Source organism: Microbacterium aurantiacum (assembly GCF_031625015.1).
GTDB classification, from domain to species: Bacteria; Actinomycetota; Actinomycetes; order Actinomycetales; family Microbacteriaceae; genus Microbacterium; species Microbacterium aurantiacum.
The window spans coordinates 121,304-147,335 of the sequence record NZ_JAHWXH010000002.1; the positions used below are offsets into that span (position 1 = coordinate 121,304).

Here is a 26,032-nt window from a genome sequence, read left to right on the forward strand (position 1 = left end):
GGAAGGTGGCGCGAACGGCGAGGGCAGGAGGCGACATGGGACGAACCGATGTCATGGCGTGGGTGGAGTCCCCGCTCCAGCTCCTCGGCGCCGCCGAATGGGCCGAGACGCACGGCAAGACCGTGGGCGTGGCCGGGAGGCTCACGCCGCAGATGTCCGAGACCGCGGAGGAGCTCCTCGCCCGCGGGGCGCGGTTCGGCGTCCTGGAGCCGTACGTCGGCATCCCGTGGGCGATGCTGGCGCGTCACGGACACTGGCTGATCGGCGACGGGTTCTCGGGGCAGTTCCGGCTCGCGGCCACCGTGCTCGGTCCACGCCGGCTGACCTTCCTCGACGACGGCGCGGGAGCGCTCGCCTACGCCGCCACGCTCGCCGGCGAGCGCCCGTACGAGCGTCCGCATCAACGCGAGGGGCGCCTGCACCGCCTGCTCGGACCGCTCGCGCATGAGCGCGTCGCCCGTCGGGCCGTGGCCGGTCAAGTGGAGATCTTCACCGCCTTCGACCTCGGAGACGCACGCGTCGCGGCGCTGGAGGAACGCGGCTACCGCATCTCCCGCCACCGGTTCGCGGGGATCCGCCGCACCCCTCCGCGCACGTCGACCGGCGCGGTCCGCGAGACCCTCGGCGCGCGCATCATCCTCGGCAGCGCGCGACCCACAGACGGGCGGATGCCGCTGTCCGAGTACCGGGAATGGATCGGTCGTGTCGCGGACCGAGGCCCCGCGGTGTACGTCCCGCACCGTCGCGCGTCGACGGCGCAACGCGCTGCCGTGGCCGCGGTCCCGGGCATCCGGATCGTGGAGCCCGCCCTCCCGATCGAGGTGCTGCTGGCCGGGACCACCCGCGCGCTCGCCCTGTTCACCCTCCCCTCGAGCACGACGACGACCTTGCCGCCGATCCTGGCCGGGTCGGGTTCGCGCCTGCACGTGGGGCCCGCGGATGTCGGTCCGTGCCTCGCCGCGCCCGCGACGATCGGTCGAGACCGGTGAGCGCCGTGGTCGCGGTCATCCCCGCGCGCGGGGGATCGAAGGGTGTGCCGCGGAAGAACCTCCGGCGCGTCGGCGGCGTGCCCCTCGTCGCCCGCGCCGTGGCCGCCGCGCGGCGATGCCCCGAGATCGACCGGGTGATCGTCTCGACCGATGACGCCGACATCGCCGCGGTGGCGGCGGAGTGGGGCGCGGAGGTCGTCGAGCGGCCCGTTGAGCTGGCCGGCGACGAGGCCAGCTCGGAGAGCGCGGTCCTCCACGTTCTGGAGACTCTGGATCCGGATGCCGACGCGATCGGCGTGGTCGTGCTCCTCCAGGCCACGAGCCCGTTCCTCGACGTCCCGGCCCTGGGGGACGCAGTCCGGCTGGTCCGGTCGCGCCGACGCGACGTGGTCTTCTCGGCTGTGGAGACATACGGATTCCTGTGGCGCCGCGCGACAGGCGACGCCGCGGAGGCGGTCAACCACGGGGCGTCCGCGCGTCCGCGACGGCAGGATCGCGAACCGCACTTCCTGGAGACGGGGGCGTTCTACGTGCTCCGCGCGAAGGCCTTCCGTGTGACCCGTCACCGCTTCTTCGGCAGCGTCGGGATCACCGAGGTCGCCGCCCGCACGGCGATCGAGATCGACACCGAGGACGAGTTGGCCGTCGCGCGTGCGCTCGCCCCGCTCGTGGACCGACCGGAGCCGCTCGACGTCGACGCGGTCGTCACCGACTTCGACGGCGTCCACACCGACGACACGGCACTGCTCGATCAGCACGGCGTCGAAACGGTCCGTGTGAGCCGCTCGGACGGCATGGGCGTCTCGCTCCTGCGCCGCGCGGGCGTTCCGATGCTGATCCTGTCGACCGAGGCGAACCCGGTCGTCACAGCGCGGGCCCGCAAGCTCGGAGTCGACGTCGTGCAGCACTGCGACGACAAAGCCGCGGCCCTCCGCGCGTGGGCGGCGGAGCACCGCCTCCCGCTGTCCCGCATCGCCTACCTCGGCAACGACGTCAACGACCTGCCGTGCCTGGAGATCGTCGGCTGGCCGGTGGTGGTCCCCGACGCGCACCCGCGCGTGCGGGCAGCAGCCCGGGTCGTCCTGGACACCCCCGGCGGCGACGGGGCCGTTCGCGATCTCGCCGAGCGCGTGCTGTCCGCGCGCGACGCCGCCCCGGCGGCATCCCTCCCCGGCTCCGGCGTCGCCGCAGCCCCGACGAAAGAGAACCCGTGACCGTCACCATCGGAACCCGCGTCATCGGCGGCGGCCGCCCGGCCTACGTCATCGCCGAGATCGGCCTCAACCACAACGGCGACGTCGACCTCGCCAAGCGTCTCATCGACGTCGCGGCGGATGCCGGCGCCGACGCGGTGAAGTTCCAGAAGCGGACGCCTGAGATCGCCACCCCCGAGCACATGCGCGACGTCCCGCGGGAGACGCCGTGGGGGACGATGACCTACCTCGACTACCGCCGGCGCGTGGAGTTCGATCGGGCGCAGTACATCGAGATCTCCGATCACGCGCTGCTCCGGGGCCTCGAGTGGTTCGCGTCGCCGTGGGACGTGCCGAGCGTGGCGTTCCTGGAGGAGCTCGGCGTCGCCGCGCACAAGGTCGCCTCCGCGAGTCTCACCGACCACGCCCTCCTGCGGGCGCTCGCCGACACCGGCAAGCCGGTCATCCTCTCCACGGGGATGTCGACGATGGCCGAGATCGACGCGGCTGTGAGCGTCCTCGGCACTGATCGGCTGGTGCTGATGCACGCGACGTCGACCTATCCGATGGAGCCGGAGGAGGCGAACCTGCGGATGATCCCCGCGCTGCGGGAGCGCTTCCCCGGTGTCCCCGTCGGCTATTCCGGCCACGAGCGCGGACTGCAGATCTCCCTCGCCGCGGTCGCGCTCGGCGCCGTGGCCGTCGAGCGGCACATCACCCTCGACCGCACGATGTGGGGCTCCGATCACGCCGCATCGCTGGAGCCGACCGGGCTGACTCACCTCGTGCGCGACATCCGTGTCATCGAGTCGGCGCTCGGCGACGGGGTGAAGCGGGTGTACCCGGGCGAGCTCGCACCGATGGCGAAGCTCCGCCGCGTCCCCGCGTGAGCGGAGCGGATGCCGCACCCCTGCGGATCGTAGGACTCGCCGACACCGACTCCTACGTGAAGTGGGCGGCGCACCTGCTGGGCGCGCTCGGACCCGCGTGGTCTCCGGTGCTGACGGTGGTGACGACGCCACTGGTCGTGAGCGACGCGCAGCTGACCAGTGCGCTCGCGGGGAGCGGTCTCGCCGCACTCGACGTCGAGCGTCGCGACCTCGAGGTCGTCGCGGAGCGTCTTCGTGCGGACCCGCCCGACGTCGTGCTGGTGGCCGGTCGCGGCCCCCTCGTCCGGTTGCTCGCGTCGGTGGTGGCCGACATCGTCCCGCGGCCGGTGATCGTCACGGGGCTCCCCGGGATCTCCATCCCGGCGACGCGCAAGGCCCTGCTCTACCGCGCCCAGTGCGACCTGTTCGTCGTGCACTCGCAGCGCGAACGCCGCGACTTCACCGCCCTCGCGCGGGAGCAGGGTGTTCCGCATCGCTTCGCGCTCGCCACCCTCCCCTTCGCGCGGGGCGGAGTGACGGAAAGGCATACGGCGGTTGTCGGCGAGACCGCGGCGACCGCCGCGGGAGCCGACCTGGTCTTCGCCGCGCAGGCGAAGGTTCCGGCGCTCGCCGCGCACCGGCGGCACGTCGCGCGCCTCCTCGTGCGGGCGGCGCGCGCGCGTCCGGATCGCCGGGTCGTGGTGAAACTGCGCGCCAAGCCGGGCGAGAGCCAGACGCACCTCGAGGAGACGGACTATCGCGATCTCGTCGCGGAACTCGGGCCGATGCCGGAAAACCTCGTGTTCTCGACGGCGCCGATGGCTCGGGCGCTCGACAGTGCCGGAGGGCTCGTCACGGTCAGCTCCACCGCGGCGATCGAAGCGATCGCGCGCGGTGTCGGGGTGATCGCGCTGGACAGCTTCGGTGTGTCGGCCGAACTGATCAACGAAGTGCTCGCCGACGCCGGTCTCCTCGGATCGGAGGCGGATGTCGAGGCGCGGCGATTCCGGCATCCGGCGCCGCACTGGCTCGCGGAGAACTACTTCCACGACCTGTCCGCGGACGACTGGGAGGAACAGACCGCGAGGCTCGTCCGCGCTCGCCGTCGCGGCGACCTGGTTCCACGCCCGCCCGTCGCGGGACGCGGGGGGACTCTGCGGGCTGCCTGGGACCGGAAGGTCGTCCTGGGTCCGCTCGACACGTCGGCGGCGGGTCGCCTCGCGACCGTCGTCGGGATCCCCGTCCGCGCGGTCGTGCGTGCGGCGCGCCGGGTGCGCAACCGTGCGGCGGCGCGAAGCGATCGTCAGCAGCCCGCGGCGAGGGGATCCTCGGCGCAGGAGCGGTCGACGAGCGCCGTACGGACGTCGACGACCTCGACCGGGTAGGCGCCCGAGCGTGCCGTGACGACACCGTCGACCGGACGCCAGGTACCACTGCCGAAGTCGACCGCCGCGGCGTACTCCACGGCGACGACGACCGGGTAGACGCCGCGCGAGCGGTAGACGTGGCTGGTCGACGTGGGCGTGAATTGACCCTGCCCGAGGCTCTCCCATGTCGATCCGCCCGAGGTCGCGCGCGCCTGCGTGCCGTCGCCGTAGACGAACACGTAGCCGGAGGGCGTGAAGCGGACCACGACGTCCCAGCCGAGGATCGTGCCCGGGATGATCTGTTCGGACGCGGCCGCCACGACGTTCGTCGGCATCCCCGTCACGCCGAAGCCGTCGGGCTGCCCGCTGATGCTCGGTGACGCCGGGCGGAAGGAGGCGAGATCATCGATCGTGACGTCGGGCGGAGTGACGACGGTGTAGTTGCCGCGGCATCCGAGCGGCCCGCAGTCCTCCGGCTCGACCGCGGCGCCGGGCTGCGCCGCATCCTGTGGCGGAGCACCGCCCCCGGAATTCCCACCACCCCCCGGGGTGGTGATGCCCGCGCTGATGTCGACCTGCGTCCCGTCCGTCGACGTGACGTCGCAGAAGGTCCAGGTGCTTGACCCAGTGCATGAACTTGTGGGGACGGACAGGGGTTGTGGAGCAAGCATGAGCGCCAACACCAGAGCTACGGTCCGCATCTGTCGTCCTCGACAGCGTTGCTGCTGCTTATCTTCAGGCCGAACTCGGCGTCCGGCTCCGGTACGAACGTGACCGACAGCGCGTATACGTCGGGGCGAGCGTCCGGAACAACGGAAGTCCCACCCGAATCAACGACTTCGACGCGGGAGACGTCGCTACACACGACGGCTGCTGTTGGACTGTCGGTCGATGGGGCTGTAGGACGCAAGAAGGAAGCGACTACGGTGTCGCCCTCTACCTGCCATCCGTCCGCTGACATCTGGCTCAATGACTTGCGCTCGTTTGCATTGGCCTCGCCGGTGGTCCAGGCGTAGACGGGTTCGAAGGTGGCGGGGTCGCTCAGATCCACCTGGTTGAGGGCGTCGACGTAGGCGCGATAGGTCGCTTCGGCGGCGGCGAAGGCATCCTCGTCGCTCGAGAACGACGGTGTCGGTGTCGGCTCGGACGCGTCGGGCGCGCAGCCCGTCAGGAGCGCCCCCGTCACGAGAGCGAGGAGGAGCGTGCCGGTCCAGCGAGTCATCACGCGACCACGGTAACCGCCGTGGCGCCGCGCCGGAGCGGTTATCCACAGGGCGGACGCCGCGCGTCGCTTCCCTCGCCGTCACCCGCGGTGCCATGCTGAGCGCATGCGAATCTCGAGAGTCCTGACGGCTTCGGTCGTGGCGGTCGGTCTGTTCTCCCTCGCGGCCTGCGCGCAGCAGGAACCCGCTCCCACACCGGTGATCGCGCCGGTCACCCTCGACGTCGGGGACCTCCAGGGGCAGGCGGTCGATCTGGTCGTCGGCCAGGTGCTCAACATCAACACCGGCGACCTCGCGGTCGACAGCTACAGCGGCGAAGTGTCCGACCCCGCGGTGGCGGAGTTCACGGCCGGTCGCGAGGAGGGCGGCACGGTGTTCAACCCCGGCGTCACGGCGCTCGCCGAGGGCTCGACCACGGTGGTGCTGGAGAACTCCGACGGCGGCATCCAGCCGGTGACCTTCACCGTGGACGTCTCGGGCTGACCTCCTGCGGGGCCGCATCCTCGCCGCGAGCGGCGTCGGACGCAAGCCCCGGTCCCCGGTCGGGGCGGTCGTTAGCGTGAGCGCATGACCACTTCACAGGACAAAGCCCGTACGCTCGCCGACCTGCACCGCGCCCCGGAGATCCTCCGCGTGGTGAACGTCTGGGACGCCGTCTCCGCGGCGACCGTGGCGGCCCTGCCGGAGACGCGCGCGCTCGCGACCGCGGGTCATTCGATCGCGGCGACGTTCGGGTACCCGGACGGCGAGAACATCCCCCGCGACCTCATGCTCGACATGGTCGCGCGCATCGTCGAGACCGCCGGGGCCCTGCCCGTCAGTGCGGACCTCGATGCCGGCTTCGGCGACCCCGGCGAGACGGCGCGGCGCGCGATCGGTGTCGGCGTGGTCGGCGCCAACATGGAGGACCGCCTCCGGCCCCTGGCGGACTCCGTGCGCGCGGTCGAAGCGGTGATCGCAGCCGGTGCGGCGGAGGGTGTGCCCTTCGTGCTGAACGCGCGTACCGACGCGTTCGTGCGGGGCGGCGACCGACCGGTGCGCGAGTCGATCGACGACGCCGTGACGCGGGGCCGCGCCTATCTGGACGCCGGTGCCGATCTGGTGTTCGTCCCCGGCGTCCTGTCGGCCGATGTCACCCGCGCACTCGTCGACGGCATCGGTGAGCGCAAGGTCAGCGTGATCGGACTGCCGGGTGCGCTGACGGCGGGGGAGTACGAGGCCCTCGGGGTGGCGCGCATCTCCTACGGCCCCATGACGCAGCGCGTCGCGCTGACGGCGCTGCAGGATGTCGCGTCCGAGCTCTATTCCGACGGAGTCGTCCCCGAGGGCACGCGCGCACTCAACTGAGGCGCGGGTGCGGGCCGGGTCATGTGTCGCGCTCGACGGGCCCGGCATCCTCGCGATGATCGTCGGTGCCCCCGGCGGGGAACTCGGCCCGCTCCGGTTGCCGCGCGAGGAAGACCACGCTCGCGATGAGTCCGCCCCAGACGACGACGATGGCGAGGACGAGGAAGGTGATGGCGATGGGGGTCATCGTGCGTCCTTTCGGCGGGCGAGGAGGGTCGTCGCGGAGGCCTCGTCGACCGGAGGCCACGCGGTGAAGTCGTCGGGCCGTCTCTTCCACGGGACGAGCGGCAGGATGACGGCGGCGACGACGAGGAGGAGCACGGTGCCCCAGCCGACGACCGCGAGGTATTCGCCGGGGTATCCCTCGTAGCCGTCGATGAGGAGCGCGATGATCCGCGTCACCAGCATGTAGGTGAGGACGACGGGCGCCAGTCCACCGACGAGGAAGACCCAGACCCTGCCGACCCGGAACGTCGAGACGGCGTTGAGGTGGAACCGCAGTTCGCCGCCCTTGCGCAGCACCCAGATGACGAGCACGGACGTCGCGATCGCCGACGCGACGATGCCGATGTTGTTGGCCCAGTGGTCGGTGGTGTCCAGCGCGATGAGGCCGGTCGTGGTGGAGAACAGCAGGATCGAGAGGATCGCCGAGACCACGCCGAGCGCGACCGCGGCACGCCGCGGAGACAGCCTCGTCTTCTCCTGGATGGCCGCCGACACGACCTGCAGGACCGACAGAAGCGACGTGAACCCGGCCATCACGAGCGACCCGAAGAACAGTGCTCCGAAGATCGGACCGCCCGGCATCTGCGACACGATCGCGGGGAAGGTGATGAAGGACAGCCCCACGCCCGTGAGGCCCTCGAGGTCTGCGACCGAGACGTTCTGCTCGAACGCGAAGAACCCGAGCGTGGCGAAGACGCCGATGCCCGCGAGGATCTCGAACGAGGAGTTCGAGAAGGCCACGACCAGACCCGGCCCGGTGAGGTTCGCGCGGCGGCGTCGGTAGGACGCGTACGTGATCATGATGCCGAAGGCGATCGACAGCGAGAAGAAGATCTGGCTGTAGGCGGCGATCCACACATCCGGGTTCGCCAGCGCCGCCCAGTCGGGCGTGAACAGCGCGTTGAGGCCGTCGACGGCGCCGTCGAGGAAGAGGGCGCGCACCACCAGGATGAGGAAGGCCACCACCAGCAGCGGTAGGAAGATGAGGTTCGCCCGCTGGATGCCCTTGGCGACTCCGGCGGCAAGGACGGCGATCACCGCGATCCAGACGATCGCGAGCGGGATCAGCACGCCGGGGACGAACTCGAGGCTGAAGCCGGGCTCGCCCACCTGGAGGTACTCGTTGAGCAGGAAGGCCTGCGTGTCATCGCCCCAGCGGAGGTCGAACGAGAAGATGAAGAAGCTCGCCGCCCACGCGATGACCGCCGTGTAGTAGAGACCGATGACGAACGCGATGGCGACCTGGAACCATCCGAGTCCCTCGAGCCAGCGGCCGTGACGCGGGCCCCCGAGCCGGCGGAACGCCGTGGGCGCCGCCCCGCGGAATCGGTGGCCGATGGCGTAGTCGAGGAAGAGGATCGGGATGCCGGCGGTGATCAGCGCGACGAGGTACGGAATGAGGAACGCCCCGCCGCCGTTCTCGTACGCCACACCGGGGAAGCGCCAGATGTTGCCGAGACCGACGGCGGAGCCGATCGCGGCGAGGATGAACCCGAGCTGGCCGGTCCATTCCTCCCGGGGCCGCTCCGCGGAGTCGGGGGCGGAGGTTCCACGGGCTGCTGAACTCATGAGTACCGTCCTTCGCTGGTCGCTCGGCTGCGTCGCACGCTATCAGGGCGACGGTGTCGGACACAGGAGATCCGGCGGAAAGAGGACGATGTCGCCGCAGTCGACCTGTTCCGGTACGGGCGCCCGCCCTCGGCGCATGCGCGGGCGCAGGATCGCGCACGGGCCGGGCTCTCTGATAGCCTGAAGTGTCATTCTCAGGACGCGCTTCGGCGTGCCCGCCGTCTCCGGACGGGGAATGACGCGTACGACCCCATCCACCCGGCCACGGCGAGGGCATCCGCCTGCCTCCGGCATCCGGAGAGAACCACTCCGTCGGGCCCCGATACCCCAACCATCCAAGGACAACCCACTACATGACTACCGCAACGACCGCCCCGGCCATCAAGCAGGTCGCGATCAACGACATCGGATCTGCCGAAGACTTCCTGGCCGCGGTCGAAAAGACCCTGAAGTTCTTCAACGACGGCGACCTCATCGAAGGCACCGTGGTGAAGATCGACCGCGACGAGGTCCTCCTCGACGTCGGATACAAGACCGAGGGTGTCATCCCCTCGCGCGAGCTCTCCATCAAGCACGACGTCGACCCCAACGAGGTCGTCAAGGTCGGCGACGAGGTCGAGGCGCTGGTCCTCCAGAAGGAGGACAAGGAAGGCCGCCTCATCCTGTCGAAGAAGCGTGCGCAGTACGAGCGCGCGTGGGGCGACGTGGAGAAGATCAAGGAGACCGACGGTGTCGTCACCGGTCAGGTCATCGAGGTCGTCAAGGGTGGCCTCATCGTCGACATCGGCCTGCGCGGCTTCCTGCCCGCCTCGCTGATCGAGCTCCGTCGTGTCCGCGACCTCACGCCGTACCTCGGCCAGGAGATCGAAGCGAAGATCCTCGAGCTCGACAAGAACCGCAACAACGTCGTGCTCTCGCGCCGCGCCCTGCTCGAGCAGACGCAGTCCGAGTCGCGCACCACGTTCCTCAACAACCTCCACAAGGGTCAGGTCCGCAAGGGCACGGTCTCCTCGATCGTCAACTTCGGTGCGTTCGTCGACCTCGGCGGCGTCGACGGTCTCGTCCACGTCTCGGAGCTCTCGTGGAAGCACATCGAGCACGCGTCCGAGGTCGTCGAGGTCGGCCGGGAAGTCACCGTCGAGATCCTCGAGGTGGACCTCGATCGCGAGCGCGTGTCGCTCTCGCTGAAGGCCACCCAGGAAGACCCGTGGCAGGTGTTCGCCCGTACCCACGCGATCGGTCAGGTCGCGCCGGGCAAGGTCACCAAGCTCGTCCCCTTCGGTGCGTTCGTCCGCGTCGCCGACGGCATCGAGGGTCTGGTCCACATCTCCGAGCTCTCCGGCAAGCACGTCGAGCTCGCTGAGCAGGTCGTTTCGGTCGGCGAAGAGGTCTTCGTCAAGATCATCGACATCGACCTCGAGCGTCGCCGCATCTCGCTGTCGCTCAAGCAGGCCAACGAGTCGGTCGACCCCAACGGCACCGAGTTCGACCCGGCCCTGTACGGCATGGTCACGGAGTACGACGAGAACGGCGAGTACAAGTACCCCGAGGGCTTCGACCCCGAGACCAACGCCTGGCTCGAAGGATTCGACGAGCAGCGCGAGAAGTGGGAGCAGGAGTACGCTGCGGCCCACGCGCGCTGGGAGGCCCACAAGGCTGCTGTCGCCAAGGCCCTCGAGGCCGAGGCCGAGGCCGTCGCGACCGCCGGCGTCGGCGGCTCGTCGTTCGCGTCCGAGAGCAGCTCCGTCGGCACCCTCGCCGACGACGAGGCCCTCGCCGCCCTGCGCGAGAAGCTCTCCGGCCGCTGAGTCGAGACACTCTGACGGTCGACGGGCCGGAATCCTTCGGGGTTCCGGCCCGTCGCCGTTTCATCCGTCGCGCGGTTCGCGTCGTCGTGGCGGGAGCACGCGGAGGAGCACGACCGCGGCCGCGGTGACGGCGGCGGCGAGCAGCGTGAACAGGACGCGTTCGACGTCCCCCCGCAACAGTTCGTCGCGGTCGAAGGTGAGCATCACCACCGTGATGGTCACGGCCGTCGCCGATTTCCAATAGGCCGCGCCGCGGACCGTGAGGACGACGTTGGCGGCGAGCGCGATGAGTCCGAGCGCCACCGGCGCGACGGCGGTGGGGAGGATCAGCGCCAGCCCGGCGGCGACCGCTCCGCCGATCAGCGTGCCCAGCACACGCGCGCCCAGCTTCGACCACAGCCGGTCGCGTGTGGGCTGCAGGATGATCGCGACCGTGAGGACCGTCCACCAGGCGTTCGAATCGGGGAACGCCCACAGGCTCACGAGCGTGAACCCACCCGCGAGCACGGCGAGCAGGACGCTGTAGGGCACCGTGGGGGTGGGCAGCTCGGGCCGCGGGAGCGTGTGGCCCCGGAGGGCGACGGACAGCACCGCGGCGATCCACCCGCTCGTTGCGCCCACCACGAGGGCGACGAAGACCGGTCCCGCCCACGCGCCGATGTCGTCGACGGGCGTCGAGACGGGCGTGATCAGAAGGAGAGCCGCGAGGGTGACGACCATCCCACCCGAGGCGGTGAGACCGTATCGGGGGAGGGCGCTGGTCGCGAGGGAGGCGATCACCACGAGTGCCGTGCCGATGATCGGCACCGCATCGCCCGTCAGCGTGGCGAGTCCCGCGAGCAGGGCCACGAGCGTCGACGACACCGCCATGCGCCACATCGCCGGCGTGCCGCGTCGGACGGACCCCGCCGTCGCGATCACCCCCAGGACACTCGCCCCCAGCGCGCTCGAGAGGGGAGTCGCGGCGACGACGACCAGCGGTGTGAGCACCGCGCCGACGAGGACGGTGAGCCGCGCAGGACCGATGTGAAGAGCCACGAGGCGATCCTGGCAGAGCCCGCGGCCGACACCGGGGTGACCCGCCTCGCTAGGGTGGGGCGCGTGAGTTCACCCGCCTCGCCGCAGGCTCCCGTCGAAGCGCCCCCGCGCCCCCGCCTCGTGCTGACCGCGCTCATCCTGGGAGCGCTGGTGTGCAACATCAACCTCGCGGCGGCCAACATCGCCCTCCCGGACATCGGCGACGCGTTCGGTGCGGGGCAGACGGCCCTCAACCTCGTCGCGGTGGGGTGTTCGCTGGGGCTCGCGATGTCGGTGCTCTACCTCGGGGCCGTGGCCGATCGGTACGGGCGCAAACAGCTGCTCGTCCTCGGGCTGGCGCTGACGGTCGTGGTGAGCTTCTTCGCCGCCTTCGCCGCCTCGATCGAGATGCTCGTGGTGGCTCGGATCTGCACGGGCATCGCCGCGGGGATGGCGTATCCCGTGACACTCTCACTCATCACCGCTCTCTGGGCACCGGGCCGCCAGCGCACGCTCGCGATCGCCCTGTGGTCGGCGGTGTCCGCGACGGCGACGGTCATCGGCTCGGTGCTGGCCGGCATCCTCCTCCTCTGGTTCTGGTGGGGGGCGGCGTTCTTCCTCGCGGTCCCCTTCGCGGTGGCCGCGCTGGTGCTGGTCGTGCTGTTCGTGCCCTCCCACGTGGCCGAGAACTCCGACCGCGTCGACCACCTCGGCGGGGTGCTGTCCGTGTTCATGGTCGCGTGTCTCGTCCTGGGACTGTCCACCGTGTTCGTCCCCACCACGGCGACGTTCGGGCTGATCCTCCTCGTCAGCGGAGCGGTGCTCCTCCTCCTGTTCGGGTGGCGTCAGCGGCGGGCGCGCTCCCCTCTGTACGACCTGCGTATCGCGCGGCGACGGATGTTCTGGGCGCCGGCCACCGGGGGGCTCATCGTCTTCGGCTCGCTCATGGGGGCGATGTTCGTCGGGCAGCAGTTCCAGCAGAACATCCTCGGGTACTCGACGCTCGACGCGTCGTTGTCGATCATCCCCGCCGGCGTCGGTCTGTTGCTCGTCGCGCCCCACTCGGCTCGTCTGGTCCTCGCCCGGGGGTCGCGTTTCACGATGCTGCTCGGATACGGCTTCGTTCTGCTCGGGTTCATCACGATGCTCTTCTGGAACACCACCACCCCCTTCTGGTGGGTGAGCGTGGCCTATCTCGTCATCGGGATCGGAGCCGGCTTCGCCATGACCCCCGCATCCCGGGCGATCACGGAATCCACGCCGGTCCGACGCGTCGGGATGGCGTCCGCCACGGCGGATCTGCAACGGGATCTCGGCGGCTCGATCATGCAGGGCGTGCTCGGGGCGATCCTCGCCGCGGGTTTCGCCCGTTCCTTCGGCACCCTCATCGCCGGCTCGGACGAAGCGGACAGCATCAGCGCCCAGGTGGTCGCCGCCCTGCAGGCCTCCTACGCCTCGGCGATGCACGTGGCCGAGCAGTACCCGCAGTACAAGGATCAGATCGTCCAGGCGGCGCAGCAGAGTCTCGTGGACGGGGCTATCGCGGCGTACGCGGTCGGGGCGATAGCGATCGCGCTCGGCGCGGTGGTGGTGGCGATCTTCCTGCCGCGGAGAGAGCGCGAGCTCGCGCTGGTCGCGGCGTACGAGAAGGAGGACGCCGGCCGATGAGCATTCCGGCGCATGCGGTCGACATCCCCGATCAGGTGCGCGCGCTCGTGCCCGGCGCGGACCTGAGCGCCGTGTGGCTCAACGACGCCGGCGGCGTGACGTTCCGGGGCGCACGCGAGGACGACGTCGTGTTCGTCAAGCTCCAGCCCCGCGGCGGCGAGACCTCCGTGGCGGAGGAGGTCGATCGCCTCCGCTGGGCATCCTCGTTCACCGCCGTGCCCGACGTGCGGCACTGGGGTGGGGATGCCACGCACGAATGGCTCGTGACGACGGGCATGGCGGGGGAGAGCGCGGTATCCGAGCGGGGGACCCGCGCGCCGCGACAGGCGGTCCGGACGATCGGCGCGGGGCTCCGGCAGTGGCATGAACGGTTGCCGGTCGACGCGTGCCCCTTCACGTGGGACGTGTCCGAGCGGATCGCGGCGGCGCGGGCGCGGGGGATCCGGGTGCCCGCGATGTTGCATGATGCGCCGCCCGTGGACCGACTGGTCGTCTGTCACGGCGACGCCTGCGCTCCCAACACGCTGATCGACGCGGGCGGCCGGTGGGCGGGCCACGTCGACGTGGGGGCAGCGGGCCGCGCGGACCGGTGGGCCGACATCGCCGTGGCCGTCATGAGCCTGGAATGGAACTTCGGTCCCGGGTGGGACGCGGAGTTCTTCGCCGCCTACGGGATCGAACCCGATCCGGTTCGCCAGGCCTTCTATCGCGCGCTGTGGAACGCGACGTGAGAGAGGGGGCGTGTCGCGGCGTCATTCGTCCGCACGGCACCCGCGGCATCCATTAGCGTCCCAGTATGACCCGGCGTGCAACCGGGCCGGCGACTCCCCGCATCGGCCGGCCCGTCGGGGCTCGCTCCCCACGAGCCGCATCCGACGCGAGCGACCTCGCGCGCGATCGCGCGGTCCTGTTGAACCAGATCCTGCTCACCGCCGTTGTCTTCATCGTCGCCGGACTCGCCGTCGTCGGGTCCTTCGCGGGCGACGCCGCGCTCTTCTTCCTGGGCGTCGTCCTGGTGTTCGCCGTGGCGGGAGCCACCCTGTTGGTCCCGTGGAATCGACTGCATCCGGTCTGGGTCGCCGTCGTCCCCGCGCTGGACGGCGTGGCGATCACCCTCATGCAGTTCGCGGCTCCCGGAACGACCCTCGGTCTGCTGTGGGTGTTCCCGGCGACCTGGCTCGCCGCGTCGTTCGGCCTCGTCGGGCTGTGGAGCGTGATCGCCGCGATGGTCGGCGTCAACGTTCTGGTGTTCCTCTCTACAGGGGACCCGCTGGGCGCCATGACCGTCCTGGTCCCCGTCGTCCTCGTCGCCGTCGCGGTCGGCAGCCACGTGGCCGCCTCGAGGAGCACGGCGCAGCGGAACCTGCTCGTCAAGCAGTCGGACCTGCTCCGGCGACTCCTGGAGACGACCCGCCTGCAGGAGCAGACGGTCACCGAGGTCTTGGATGCGGTCGACTTCGGCGTGATCCGGGTCGGCAGGGACGGACGTGTGGCGGTGACGAACGACGCGCATGCGCGCCTCCAGCGGGCCGTGGGCGGGGAGGGGACGGCCCCTGCTTTCCGCGACGACGGGGTCACCCCGCTCCCCGACGACGAGCGTCCGCTCGAGCGGGCGTTGCGCGGCGAGGGTTTCGACGACGCCGTCGCCTGGTTCGGCTCCGATCCGGCCACCCGTCGCGCGCTCAGCATCACCGCGCGTCGCCTCGTCGATGACACGGGAGCGGATGCCGGTGTCGTCGTGGTGTCGCGGGATGTGACGACGGAACTGCTCGCGTTGCGCGCGAGGGATGAACTGGTCGCATCCGTGTCGCACGAGCTGCGGACGCCGCTCACGTCCATCATCGGCTACCTCGATCTCGCCATCGACGCACCCGCGACGCCGACGGATGTCCGTCGCGACCTGCAGGTCGCCGAGCGCAACGCGGAACGGCTCCTGCTGATCGTCGGCGACATCCTCGCCGCCTCGAGCAGCGCCGCAACCGCGGCGACCTCCGTCGAACCGAGGATGGTCGCGGTGCAGGACATCGTCGCCGCGTCGGCCCAGGCCCTCCGCCCGCGCGCGGACGCACGGGGTGTGCTCGTGCACCTCGACGAGGTGCGTCCCGCGACCGGCTGGGCCGACCCCGATCGACTGCGCCAGGTGGTGGACAATCTCGTCGCCAACGCCGTGACGTACAACCGCGAGGGGGGTCACGTTCACCTGGCGACCGCGGTGGATGCGGGCTGGACCCGCATCGTGGTCCGCGACACCGGGCAGGGGATGTCCGAGGACGAGTGCGCGCGTCTGTTCCAGAGGTACTATCGCGCCGGGGCGCAGGTGACGGGGACGGGACTGGGGCTCGCCATCAGTCGCGACATCGTCCGTCAGCTCGGAGGCGAGATCACCGTGACGAGCGCCGTCGGCGTGGGATCCACCTTCGTCGTCAAGGTCCCTCAGGTCGAACCCTCCGAGAGGCTGTCATGACCCTCGATCTCCTCAGCGTCCTGATCATCTCCAGCGTCGTGGTCAACGTCAGCGGGATCGTCTTCATCGTCGAGACGCTTCTCCGGCGCGACGACGGGGCGGGACGGGTGTGGGCGCTGGGGTTCCTCGCCGCGATGCTCACGACCCTGACCTACGTGCTGTGGGCGCGCTCGGGGACGGAGCTGTGGGCGCTCGCCGCCGGGAACGCCACGTTCGTGACGGCCACCGGCTGCATGTGGCTCGGATGCCGCCGGTTCAACGGTCGCCGCATCCGTCGAGACGGTCTCCTGGTGGTCCTGGGCGCCGGCGGCGCGGCGGTGGCCGTGCTGGTGGAGGGGTTTCCGGCGGGGGACTGGGCGGGCGCGGTCTGGATGTTCCTGGCGCTCACGGTGTTCTCGGCCGCCGCGGCCGCCGAGTGCCTGCGCGGTCTGCTCGGCGCGACGCGATCAGCATGGGTGCTGGCCGTCGTGTTCGCCCTGCAGTGCGGGTTCTACATCGCCCGTACGGTCGCATTCCTCCTCGCCGGGCCGGAGAGCGCGCTGTTCCAGGTGGCTTTCGGCTCGATCGCGCTGAGCTTCGGCACGGTGACCCTCACCGTCGTCGCCGTGGTGATCCTGTCCGTCCTGCGTGCCACGCGGGTGCCGCTGGTCGATCAGAGCCGGATGACGCTCTCGGACATCGCGCGCGACGGCATCGTCTCCGACGCGGTGTTCACCGGCATGTGGACTGCGCTGTGCGTCCGGGCGCGCCAGCAGGGTGCGACGCTCGCGCTCGTGGCCGTGCGCATCGACGACCTCGCGCAGATGACGACGGCGTTCGGCGGCGATGTCACGGGTCTCGTCGTCGACGAATGGCGACGCGGTGTCGCGGCATCCGTCCCCGTCGGCGCGATCATCGGCGAGGACTCCCGGGCCGGGTTGCTGGTCGGATGCGTCGTTGACGACGCCCGCGGCGCCCGCGAGGCCGCCACCGCCGTGTACCGGGGCGTGTTCGACCGGCTCGGTGCCGCCACCCACGGCATCATCCCCGTCGTCGGGGTCGGGGTGGCCGACAGCACCGTCGTCGGGTACGACCCGCGCGCACTGGTCGAGGCGGCGCGCGACACCGCGCTCACCGCCGCGACACGGGTGGACGCCGCCGTGGTCTCGTTCGAGCCGCGCGACGCGACTCAGGCCTGATCGGCCGTGAGCCGGTAGCCCACCCCGCGGACCGTCTCGATCCATCGCGGATGGGTGGGCGACTCTCCGAGTTTCCGCCGGAGGTTGGCCACGTGGACCTCGATCGCCCGCGCGTCGCTCTCACTCACGAACTCGCCGCCTCCAGGCTCCTCACCGCGGAGCATCAGAGCGAGGTCCGACTTCGCCCGCACGCGGCGTCCCGATACCAGAAGGTCGGCGAGGATGTCGAACTCGCTGCGCGTGAGCTCCAGGTCGCGCGCGTCGACACTGGCGACCCGCATCGCGGGATTGAGTCGGAGACCGCGATGCGCGCGCCACTCGTCGCCGTCCTCGTTCTCCGCGCCGCCGCCGTCGACACGGTGGCGGGGGCGACGGAGCATGGCGTCGATGCGCGCGCGCAGCTCCCGCGGACGGAACGGCTTGGCGATGTAGTCATCGGCGCCCGCCTCGAGCCCCTGCAGTGCGTCGATCTCCTCCGTACGGGCGCTGAGCATGACGATGTACGTCGCGCTGAAGCTGCGGATGCGCTTCGTCGTCTCGAAGCCGTCCATGCCGGGCATGTTGACGTCCAGGGTGGTCACCAGCGGATCGTGCTGACGGACCAGTTCGATGCCCTCCGCGCCGGTCGCCGCTTCGAACACCTCGAAACCGGCTTGCGAGAGGATCGTCGAGAGCAGGCCTCGAATATCGTCTTCGTCCTCGACGACGACGGCGACGCGGGTCGTATCCACAGCACACTCCCTCAGCGCCGCGTGAGGGTCCGGCGCCCGAACGTCGGTCAGGATATCCCAGATCCGCCTGTATCCGCGGCCGGCGACCGCGACATGACATGCTCGTCGCATGCCTCTTGTCGCGCTCACCGGGGGGATCGCCTCCGGCAAGTCCACGATCGCCGCTCGGCTGGCGGAGCACGGAGCGGAGATCGTCGACGCCGACCGGATCGTCCGCGACGTCCAGGCGCCGGGCTCACCCGTGCTGGATCGCATCGCCGCCGCCTTCGGCGACGGAGTGATCGCCCCCGAAGGCACCCTCGATCGTGCCGCGCTCGGTGCGCTGGTCTTCGCCGACGACGATGCCCGTGCGCGTCTCAACGCGATCGTCCACCCGGCGGTGCGCGAGGAGTCCGCGCGCCGCTTCCGCACCGCGCTCGCGGCGGATCCCGATCGTGTGGTCGTCTACGACGTCCCGCTTCTGGCGGAAGCCCGATCGGACGATCCCTGGGATCTCGTCCTCGTCGCCGACGCGCCGGCGGACCTCCGTGTCCGACGCATGGTCGAGCTCCGCGGCATGGACGAGGCGGATGCCGCCGCCCGCGTGGCCGCGCAGGTCGATGACGCGGCTCGTCGCGCTCTCGCCGACGTCGTCATCGACACGAGTGGCGACCTCGCGCACACCCTGAGTCAGGTGGACGCGGTGTGGGACGGTCTTCCGTCGCTCATCGCCGCCCGCCGACGCTGACGACGCCGGGCGCGCCGAACCCCCCACACGGCGGCCACGACACCCGTCAGGAGCAGGAGGAACCCGAGGAGCGGCGCGAGCAGGGCGAGCACCGACAGGGTGAGAGCCGACGCATCCTCGACCGAGGACACCAGAGGTGCGGCGATCCCCGCGGTCGCGGCGTTGACGATCGGGCGCGAGAGCGCCTTGAGGGCGTGGACGCCCAGCGCGATGGCGATGCCCAGGACGATGGGGATCCAGCCGCCGTCCGAGACCAGGGTGGCCGGGTCGTCGACGGCGAGCGACTCGGCGCCGGATCCGGCGCCGAAGACGACTCCGCCGGCCGCGGGGCGGATGAGGGTCTGCACGACGTCGTTGATCGAATCCACCGCGGGGATCTTGTCGGCCACGATCTCCAGGACGAGAAGGATGCCGACGATCCAGAGCGCGACGTCGGAGGAGAGCCAGGACCATGCGGCGGGGAGCTGGACCGCCGGGAGGAGGCGGTCCGCCAGCCCGAGGACGAGCAGCGGCATCCACGCGTTCAGCCCCGCCGCGGCGGCGAGGCTCGATCCGACCATGAACTCCAGCACGTCGCCAGCCTACGGAACCTTCGCGCCGGCGCGTCCTCGCGCGTCCGCCTCCCGCGAACGGCCGACGGAGTGTCGGAGGCCGCGCCTACCCTGGATGAGTGCAGACCACGCGATCCGTCCGGCCCTTCGAGGTCATCAGCGAGTATTCCCCTTCGGGCGACCAGCCCCACGCGATCGCCGAGCTGGCCGCGCGCATCAACGCGGGGGAGACGGATGTCGTCCTGCTCGGTGCGACCGGCACGGGCAAGTCGGCGACCACCGCATGGCTCGTCGAGGCGGTCCAGCGGCCGACGCTCGTTCTGGCGCACAACAAGACGCTGGCCGCCCAGCTGGCCAACGAGTTCCGCGACCTCATGCCGAACAACGCGGTGGAGTATTTCGTCAGCTACTACGACTACTACCAGCCCGAGGCCTACGTCCCCCAGACGGACACGTTCATCGAGAAGGACTCCTCCATCAACGCCGAGGTGGAGCGGCTGCGCCACTCCACGACGAACTCCCTGCTGAGCCGGCGGGACGTCGTCGTGGTGAGCACCGTGTCGTGCATCTACGGGCTGGGTGCTCCGGAGGAGTACCTGCGGGCCATGGTCGCGCTCCAGGTCGGCGAGGCGTACGACCGCGACGCGCTGATCCGCAAATTCATCTCCATGCAGTACAACCGCAACGACGTCGACTTCTCGCGCGGCAACTTCCGCGTCCGAGGCGACACGATCGAGATCATCCCCGTGTACGAGGAGTACGCGATCCGCATCGAGATGTTCGGCGACGAGATCGAGGCGCTGTACATGCTGCACCCGCTCACCGGCGATGTCGTGCAGAAGATGGATGCGGTGCCGATCTTCCCCGCCTCCCACTACGTCGCCGGAACCGACACCGTCCAGCGCGCGATCGGGACGATCGAGACCGAACTCGCCGATCGGCTGGGCGAGCTGGAGAAGCAGAACAAGCTGCTCGAGGCGCAGCGGCTGCGCATGCGCACCACCTTCGATCTGGAGATGCTGCAGCAGCTCGGGTTCTGCTCCGGCATCGAGAACTACTCGCGCCACCTCGACGGGCGCTCCGCGGGCGATCCGCCGCACACGCTGCTGGACTTCTTCCCCGACGACTTCCTGCTCGTCATCGACGAGTCCCACGTGACCGTGCCCCAGATCGGCGCGATGTACGAGGGCGACGCGTCGCGCAAGCGCACGCTCGTCGAGCACGGCTTCCGCCTGCCCTCGGCGATGGACAACCGACCGCTGCGGTGGGACGAGTTCAAGAACCGCATCGGCCAGACCGTCTATCTGTCGGCGACGCCCGGTCGCTACGAGATGGGGATCGCCGACGGCGTCGTCGAGCAGATCATCCGACCCACGGGGCTCGTGGACCCGCAGATCGTCGTCAAGCCCTCCAAGGGGCAGATCGACGATCTGCTGGAGGAGATCCGACTGCGCGTCGAGCGCGACGAGCGCGTCCTCGTCACCACGCTGACCAAGAAGATGTCCGAGGAGCTCACGGACTTCCTCGCCGAGCACGGCGTGCGGGTGCGGTATCTGCACTCGGACGTCGACACGCTGCGGCGCGTCGAGCTGCTGAGCGAGCTCCGCGCCGGGGTGTACGACGTCCTGGTCGGCATCAACCTCCTGCGAGAGGGGCTCGACCTCCCGGAGGTGTCGCTGGTGTCGATCCTCGACGCCGATAAGGAGGGATTCCTCCGCAGCGGAACCTCCCTCATCCAGACGATCGGACGCGCGGCGCGGAACGTCTCCGGTGAGGTGCACATGTACGCCGACAAGATGACCGACTCGATGCGCAACGCCATCGACGAGACCGAGCGTCGCCGCGAGAAGCAGATCGCCTACAACCTCGAGCACGGCATCGATCCGACCCCCCTGCGCAAGAAGATCGCCGACATCACCGATGCCCTCATCCGGGAGGGGGAGGACACCAAGGCTCTCCTCGGCCGGAAGGAAGCCGCGGCGTCCAAGAGCGGGAAGGGCAAGAGCCCGACCCCGCGCCTGCGCCGTGAGGGGATCGCGGCGGAGGGGGCGACGCAGCTCGAGGCGACGATCGCGGATCTGTCGGACCAGATGCTCGCGGCGGCATCCGAACTGAAGTTCGAACTCGCCGCACGTCTGCGGGACGAGGTGCAGGACATGAAGAAGGAACTGCGGGCGATGGAACGGGCCGGGCACGCCTGAGCGCGTAGCGCTTCGCGGAGAGCGAAGCCACCCCGGAGCCCGTGTCGGAGGCCGCGCCTACACTTGACGGGTGCCCATCGTCCCCGTCTCCTCCCATGCCCACTCGAGCGGAACTCTGTCCGTCCGGGGAGCCCGCGTCCACAATCTGAAGGACGTCGACCTCGAGATCCCGAGGGACTCGCTCGTGGTGTTCACCGGGCTTTCCGGTTCGGGGAAATCGAGTCTGGCCTTCGACACGATCTTCGCCGAGGGGCAGCGCCGGTACGTCGAGTCACTGAGCGCGTACGCGCGCCAGTTCCTCGGGCAGGTCGACCGTCCGGACGTCGACTTCATCGAGGGTCTCAGCCCCGCCGTGTCGATCGATCAGAAGTCGACCAACCGCAATCCGCGATCGACGGTCGGCACCATCACCGAGATCCACGACTACATGCGGCTGCTGTGGGCCCGCATCGGCGTACCCCACTGCCCGGATTGCGGCGCGCCGATCCAGCGCCAGACGGTGCAGCAGATCGCCGACCAGCTCATGGAGCTCCCCGATCGCACCCGCTACCAGATCGTCGCCCCGGTCGTGACGCAGAAGAAGGGGGAGTTCGTCGACCTCTTCAAGGAGCTCTCGGCCAAGGGGTACGCCCGCGCCGTCGTCGACGGAGACCTGATCCAGCTGGCCGAGCCCCCGGCGCTGAAGAAGAGCTACAAGCACGACATCGCCGTGGTCGTCGACCGTCTGGTCGCCGGTCCCGACATCCTCACGCGGATCACGGACTCGGTCGAGACGGCGCTGGGACTCGCGGGTGGCGTCATGCAGGTCAACTTCGTCGACGAAGAGGGCGACGACGCGTGGCAGTCGTTCTCCGAGAAGCTGGCCTGCCCCAACGGGCACCCGCTGCAGCTGACCGAGATCGAGCCCCGCACCTTCTCCTTCAACGCCCCCTTCGGCGCGTGTCCCGCGTGTTCCGGGCTCGGGACACGGATGTCGGTGGATGTCGATCTCATGCTCGGCGACGAGGAACTGTCCATCCGCGAGGGGGTCATCATCCCCTGGACGACGCAGGGCAAGGGCCTCTTCCAGTACTACGAGCGTCTCCTCGAAGGCCTCGCCGCCGACCTCGGCTTCTCGCTCGACACTCCGTGGCGGAAGCTCCCTCAGCAGGTGCGGGAAGCCGTTCTCCGCGGTGAGAACTACAAGGTCACGGTCAAGTGGAAGAACCGCTACGGCCGCGAGATGCGCTACTCGTCGGGCTTCGAGGGCGTCGTGCCCTACATCGAACGCCAATACCTGCAGGCAGAGTCCGATACTCAGCGGCAGCGGTGGGCGGACTTCCTCCGCGAGGTCCCCTGTCCGATTTGCGACGGCGCCCGTCTGAAACCCGAGGTACTCGCCGTCCAGGTCCACGGACACTCCATCGCCGACGCGTCGCGTCTGAGCCTCGCCGACGCGCACGCCTTCTTCGCCGAGCTGGAACTGACCGACCGCGAGGCGAAGATCGCCGCGCAGGTCCTGCGCGAGATCCGACTGCGCCTCGACTTCCTCATCCAGGTCGGCCTGACCTACCTGAATCTCAGCCGTTCGGCCGGTTCCCTGTCCGGCGGCGAAGCGCAGCGCATCCGTCTGGCCACGCAGATCGGCTCGGGGCTTACCGGCGTGCTGTACGTCCTGGACGAACCGAGCATCGGGCTCCATCAACGCGACAACCGTCGACTCATCGAGACGCTCATCACTCTGCGCGATCTCGGTAACACCCTCATCGTCGTCGAGCACGACGAGGAGACGATCCATGCCGCCGACTGGGTCGTCGACATCGGCCCGCGTGCCGGCGTCGACGGAGGAGAGGTCGTCCACTCGGGCCCCCTCGCGCAGATGCTCGAGGACCGGTCCTCGATCACGGGCGACTACCTCGCCGGGCGTCGTGCCATCCCCACACCGACGAAGCGCCGACGCATCGACAAGAAGCGTCAGATCTCGGTGGTCGGCGCCCGCGAGAACAACCTGCGCAACGTGACGGCGGAGTTCCCCCTGGGCGTCCTCACCGCGGTGACCGGGGTGAGCGGCTCGGGGAAGTCCTCCCTCGTCAACGACGTCCTCTACCAGGTGCTCGCCGCACGGCTCAACGGAGCCCGCACGGTCCCGGGGCGCCACACGCGCGTGACCGGACTCGACAACCTCGACAAGGTCGTGCACGTCGATCAGGCGCCGATCGGACGTACGCCGAGGTCGAATCCCGCGACGTACACCGGGGTGTTCGACCGGATCCGCACCCTCTTCAGCGAGACGCTCGAGGCGAAGGCGCGGGGATACCAGCCCGGACGCTTCAGCTTCAACGTCAAGGGGGGTCGGTGCGAGGCGTGCTCGGGTGACGGCACGATCAAGATCGAGATGAACTTCCTCCCGGACGTCTACGTCGACTGCGAGGTCTGCCACGGCAAGCGGTACAACCGCGACACCCTGAGCGTCCACTACAAGGGGAAGAACATCGCCGAGGTCCTCGAGATGCCGATCTCCGAGGCGGCGGAGTTCTTCGAGCCGATCCAGGCGATCCACCGCTACCTCAAGACGCTCGTCGACGTCGGCCTCGGGTACGTCCGACTCGGTCAGTCGGCCACGACGCTGTCGGGCGGCGAGGCGCAGCGCGTCAAGCTCGCCACGGAGTTGCAGCGACGATCCAACGGGCGCTCGATCTACGTACTCGACGAGCCCACCACGGGCCTGCACTTCGAGGACGTCCGACGCCTCCTGGAGGTGCTCGGCGGGCTGGTCGACAAGGGCAACACCGTCATCGTCATCGAGCACAACCTCGATGTGATCAAGTCCGCGGACTGGATCATCGACATGGGCCCCGAGGGCGGCTCCGGCGGCGGGCAGATCATCGCCACCGGCACGCCCGAGCAGGTCGCGCGCGTCGCTGAGAGCCACACCGGCCAGTTCTTGGCCGAGGTCCTTCCGGGCGGCGCGGCGGTCCGTAAGGCGGGCTGACGTGGCGCGCGCCGAAACCGGGCGCGGCCGTGCGGCACCGACCGTGTCGTACAAGCCGCGTCCGGGTGAGATCCCGACCAACCCGGGCGTGTACCGCTTCCGCGACGCCGACGGGCGCGTGCTGTACGTGGGAAAGGCCAAGAACCTGCGGGCGCGGCTGTCGAACTACTTCGCGCCGCTGCACACCCTGCACGAACGCACGCGCCGGATGGTGCTCTCGGCGGCATCCGTCGAGTGGACGGTCGTGCCCACGGACGTCGACTCGCTGCAGCTGGAGTACCAGTGGATCAAGGAGTTCGATCCCCCCTTCAACGTCCGCTACCGCGACGACAAGTCCTACCCCTTCATGGCCGTGACCCTCGGCGACGAGGCGCCTCGGGTGCTCGTGACCCGCAACCGCAAGATCCGCGGCGCGAAGTATTTCGGGCCCTATCCCAAGGTGTGGGCGGTCCACGAGACGATCGACCTGATGATCAAGGTGTTCCCGATCCGCACCTGCAGCGACGCGTCGTACAAGAAGGCCATGCAGTCGGGGCGCCCCTGCTTCCCGGGCCAGATCGGCCGCTGCGGCGGCCCGTGCTCGGGGCGCGTGACCATCGAGGAGCACCGGGCGGTCGTCGAGGACTTCGTGGCGTTCATGGCCGGGGGAGACCAGCGGTTCACGAAAGACCTGACCGCCCGCATGCGCGCGGCGGCGGCGGCGATGGACTACGAGGCAGCGGCCGTGTACCGCGACCGGCTGCAGGCGATCGACGCCGTGCTCAACAAGAGTGCCCTGGTCCTCGCGGAGGACACGGATGCCGATCTTTTCGGCATCGCCGAGGACGAGCTCGCCGCCGCTGTCCAGCATTTCGTCATCCGCGGCGGGCGCGTGCGCGGTGTGCGCGCGAGCACCATCGAGAAGGAACTCGACATCAGCGGCGCGGATCTCGTCGACCAGGTCATCCAGCGCACGTACGGCAACGCGTCGGGCGCCGACATCCCGCGTCAGGTGCTGGTGCCCGCCCTTCCGGAGGACGCCGCGGAGCTGACGGAGTGGCTGCGGGAGCGTCGCGGGAAGAACGTGTCGATCCAGGTGGCCCAGCGGGGCGGCAAAGCCGACCTCATGAAGACGGCGACTCTGAATGCGCAGCAAGCGCTGATGGTCCACAAGACGCGCCGAACGAGCGACTACGTCGCCCGCACGCGAGCGCTGACAGATCTGCAGGAGGCGCTCGGCCTCGAGGAGGCGCCGCTGCGCATCGAGTGCTTCGACGTCTCCCACCTGAGCGGCACCAACGTCGTCGCTTCGATGGTGGTCTTCGAGGACGGGCTTCCCCGCAAGGACCAGTACCGTTCGTTCTCGGTGGCGGAGACCACGGACGACACCGACTCGATCCACCAGGTGCTCACGCGCCGGCTGGCCTATCTCGATCGACCCGAGCCGGACGCCGAGATCGCAGGAGACGGAACCGCACACAAACGCCCGCGGTTCGCCTACCGGCCCCAGCTCCTGGTCGTCGACGGCGGGCAGCCGCAGGTGCAGGCAGCTGCACGCGCGCTCCGCGACGCCGGTCACGAGGAGATCGCGCTGTGCGGGATCGCCAAGCGACTCGAGGAGGTGTGGCTGCCCGGGGAAGAGTATCCGGTCATCCTCCCTCGCACCTCGGAAGTGCTGTATCTCCTGCAACGCCTGCGCGACGAAGCGCATCGATTCGCGATCACCCACCAGCGCAAGCGTCGCCGACGGGACATCCAGTCGGTGCTGGCCGAGGTTCCCGGACTCGGTGACGCGAGGATCCGCGCCCTGCTCCGGCACTTCGGGTCGGTCACGGCGCTGCGCGGGGCGACCGAGGAGCAGATCGCAGAGCTCCCCGGCATCGGCCCGAAGCTCGCGGCATCGATTCGCGCGCATCTTTCCGGCGGATAGGCTGGGCGCAGCGACGACGGAGGTC

Annotated in this window: 22 protein-coding genes; 15 read left to right on the top strand and 7 right to left on the bottom strand. The window is 70.0% G+C overall.

The window, feature by feature from the left end; translation table 11 throughout:
• Window positions 1–35 precede the first annotated feature (35 nt).
• From KZC50_RS10220 to KZC50_RS10235, 4 genes are read left to right on the top strand one after another with little or no spacing between them, the layout of a single operon-like run.
• Entirely contained in the window at window positions 36–989 is a 954-nt protein-coding gene (locus KZC50_RS10220) for a hypothetical protein (protein ID WP_310891622.1), read from the top strand.
• Window positions 986–2,203, top strand: coding sequence for a cytidylyltransferase domain-containing protein (locus KZC50_RS10225; RefSeq protein ID WP_310891623.1), 1,218 nt, complete (start codon window positions 986–988; stop codon window positions 2,201–2,203). The genes KZC50_RS10220 and KZC50_RS10225 overlap by 4 nt, the downstream gene beginning before the upstream one ends.
• Complete coding sequence (locus KZC50_RS10230) at window positions 2,200–3,072, top strand: N-acetylneuraminate synthase family protein (protein ID WP_236968512.1); 873 nt, start codon at window positions 2,200–2,202, stop codon at window positions 3,070–3,072. Before KZC50_RS10225 ends, KZC50_RS10230 begins: the two co-directional genes overlap by 4 nt.
• A complete protein-coding gene (locus tag KZC50_RS10235; protein ID WP_310891624.1) occupies window positions 3,069–4,436 on the top strand; it encodes a DUF6716 putative glycosyltransferase in 1,368 nt (455 codons plus the stop codon). The genes KZC50_RS10230 and KZC50_RS10235 overlap by 4 nt, the downstream gene beginning before the upstream one ends.
• On the opposite strand, the gene KZC50_RS10240 is transcribed toward KZC50_RS10235, so the two are convergent.
• Window positions 4,355–5,119, bottom strand: coding sequence for a hypothetical protein (locus tag KZC50_RS10240; RefSeq protein WP_310891625.1), 765 nt, complete (start codon window positions 5,117–5,119; stop codon window positions 4,355–4,357). The two genes, KZC50_RS10235 and KZC50_RS10240, sit on opposite strands and share 82 nt — an antisense overlap.
• Window positions 5,107–5,640, bottom strand: a complete 534-nt coding sequence (locus tag KZC50_RS10245; protein ID WP_236968509.1) for a hypothetical protein — start codon at window positions 5,638–5,640, stop codon at window positions 5,107–5,109. The genes KZC50_RS10240 and KZC50_RS10245 overlap by 13 nt, the downstream gene beginning before the upstream one ends.
• Before the next feature lie 106 nt (window positions 5,641–5,746).
• Here KZC50_RS10245 and KZC50_RS10250 point away from each other — a divergent pair, with 106 nt between their 5' ends.
• Together KZC50_RS10250 and KZC50_RS10255 are read left to right on the top strand one after the other, a co-directional pair.
• Window positions 5,747–6,124, top strand: a complete 378-nt coding sequence (locus KZC50_RS10250) for a hypothetical protein (protein WP_310891626.1) — start codon at window positions 5,747–5,749, stop codon at window positions 6,122–6,124.
• 84 nt (window positions 6,125–6,208) lie between these two features.
• Window positions 6,209–6,988 (top strand): isocitrate lyase/PEP mutase family protein, encoded by a 780-nt coding sequence (locus tag KZC50_RS10255; RefSeq protein WP_053547311.1) that lies wholly within the window; start codon window positions 6,209–6,211, stop codon window positions 6,986–6,988.
• 19 nt (window positions 6,989–7,007) lie between these two features.
• Here KZC50_RS10255 and KZC50_RS10260 read toward each other — a convergent pair whose 3' ends face one another.
• Together KZC50_RS10260 and KZC50_RS10265 are read right to left on the bottom strand one after the other, a co-directional pair.
• Window positions 7,008–7,175 carry a methionine/alanine import family NSS transporter small subunit gene (locus KZC50_RS10260; protein WP_310891627.1) on the bottom strand — a complete coding sequence of 56 codons (168 nt, stop codon included), beginning with the start codon at window positions 7,173–7,175 and terminating at the stop codon, window positions 7,008–7,010.
• Entirely contained in the window at window positions 7,172–8,782 is a 1,611-nt protein-coding gene (locus KZC50_RS10265) for a sodium-dependent transporter (RefSeq protein WP_310891628.1), read from the bottom strand. The genes KZC50_RS10260 and KZC50_RS10265 overlap by 4 nt, the downstream gene beginning before the upstream one ends.
• A 353-nt stretch (window positions 8,783–9,135) precedes the next feature.
• Between KZC50_RS10265 and rpsA the strand changes: the two genes are divergently transcribed.
• Window positions 9,136–10,590 (top strand): 30S ribosomal protein S1, encoded by a 1,455-nt coding sequence (gene rpsA / locus KZC50_RS10270; protein WP_310891629.1) that lies wholly within the window; start codon window positions 9,136–9,138, stop codon window positions 10,588–10,590.
• 60 nt (window positions 10,591–10,650) lie between these two features.
• On the opposite strand, the gene KZC50_RS10275 is transcribed toward rpsA, so the two are convergent.
• Window positions 10,651–11,628: an FUSC family protein gene (locus KZC50_RS10275; protein ID WP_310891630.1), complete on the bottom strand. Its 978-nt coding sequence runs from the start codon at window positions 11,626–11,628 to the stop codon at window positions 10,651–10,653.
• Between the two features lie 63 nt (window positions 11,629–11,691).
• Here KZC50_RS10275 and KZC50_RS10280 point away from each other — a divergent pair, with 63 nt between their 5' ends.
• From KZC50_RS10280 to KZC50_RS10295, 4 genes are all read left to right on the top strand, one after another.
• Entirely contained in the window at window positions 11,692–13,275 is a 1,584-nt protein-coding gene (locus tag KZC50_RS10280; protein ID WP_310891631.1) for an MFS transporter, read from the top strand.
• Window positions 13,272–14,006: a phosphotransferase gene (locus KZC50_RS10285; protein ID WP_310891632.1), complete on the top strand. Its 735-nt coding sequence runs from the start codon at window positions 13,272–13,274 to the stop codon at window positions 14,004–14,006. Before KZC50_RS10280 ends, KZC50_RS10285 begins: the two co-directional genes overlap by 4 nt.
• A 65-nt stretch (window positions 14,007–14,071) precedes the next feature.
• The gene (locus KZC50_RS10290) at window positions 14,072–15,739 is read left to right on the top strand and encodes a sensor histidine kinase (protein WP_310891633.1); all 1,668 of its coding nucleotides are present in this window, start codon (window positions 14,072–14,074) and stop codon (window positions 15,737–15,739) included.
• Window positions 15,736–16,917: a hypothetical protein gene (locus KZC50_RS10295; RefSeq protein ID WP_310891634.1), complete on the top strand. Its 1,182-nt coding sequence runs from the start codon at window positions 15,736–15,738 to the stop codon at window positions 16,915–16,917. The genes KZC50_RS10290 and KZC50_RS10295 overlap by 4 nt, the downstream gene beginning before the upstream one ends.
• Here KZC50_RS10295 and KZC50_RS10300 read toward each other — a convergent pair.
• Window positions 16,908–17,648 (bottom strand): response regulator transcription factor, encoded by a 741-nt coding sequence (locus tag KZC50_RS10300; protein WP_310891635.1) that lies wholly within the window; start codon window positions 17,646–17,648, stop codon window positions 16,908–16,910. The genes KZC50_RS10295 and KZC50_RS10300 overlap by 10 nt on opposite strands.
• A gap of 109 nt (window positions 17,649–17,757) precedes the next feature.
• Between KZC50_RS10300 and coaE the strand changes: the two genes are divergently transcribed.
• The gene (gene coaE / locus KZC50_RS10305; protein ID WP_310891636.1) at window positions 17,758–18,375 is read left to right on the top strand and encodes a dephospho-CoA kinase; all 618 of its coding nucleotides are present in this window, start codon (window positions 17,758–17,760) and stop codon (window positions 18,373–18,375) included.
• Here the strand turns inward: coaE and KZC50_RS10310 are convergent.
• Window positions 18,318–18,947 (bottom strand): DUF4126 domain-containing protein, encoded by a 630-nt coding sequence (locus KZC50_RS10310; RefSeq protein WP_310891637.1) that lies wholly within the window; start codon window positions 18,945–18,947, stop codon window positions 18,318–18,320. The two genes, coaE and KZC50_RS10310, sit on opposite strands and share 58 nt — an antisense overlap.
• Before the next feature lie 98 nt (window positions 18,948–19,045).
• Between KZC50_RS10310 and uvrB the strand changes: the two genes are divergently transcribed.
• The 3 genes from uvrB to uvrC all read left to right on the top strand — a co-directional run bounded on the left by uvrB (window position 19,046) and on the right by uvrC (window position 26,007).
• The gene (uvrB, locus tag KZC50_RS10315) at window positions 19,046–21,127 is read left to right on the top strand and encodes an excinuclease ABC subunit UvrB (RefSeq protein ID WP_310891638.1); all 2,082 of its coding nucleotides are present in this window, start codon (window positions 19,046–19,048) and stop codon (window positions 21,125–21,127) included.
• A 70-nt stretch (window positions 21,128–21,197) separates the two neighbouring features.
• Window positions 21,198–24,098 carry an excinuclease ABC subunit UvrA gene (gene uvrA / locus KZC50_RS10320; RefSeq protein WP_053547322.1) on the top strand — a complete coding sequence of 967 codons (2,901 nt, stop codon included), beginning with the start codon at window positions 21,198–21,200 and terminating at the stop codon, window positions 24,096–24,098.
• Between the two features lies 1 nt (window position 24,099).
• Window positions 24,100–26,007, top strand: coding sequence for an excinuclease ABC subunit UvrC (gene uvrC / locus KZC50_RS10325; RefSeq protein ID WP_301132419.1), 1,908 nt, complete (start codon window positions 24,100–24,102; stop codon window positions 26,005–26,007).
• Window positions 26,008–26,032 lie beyond the last annotated feature (25 nt).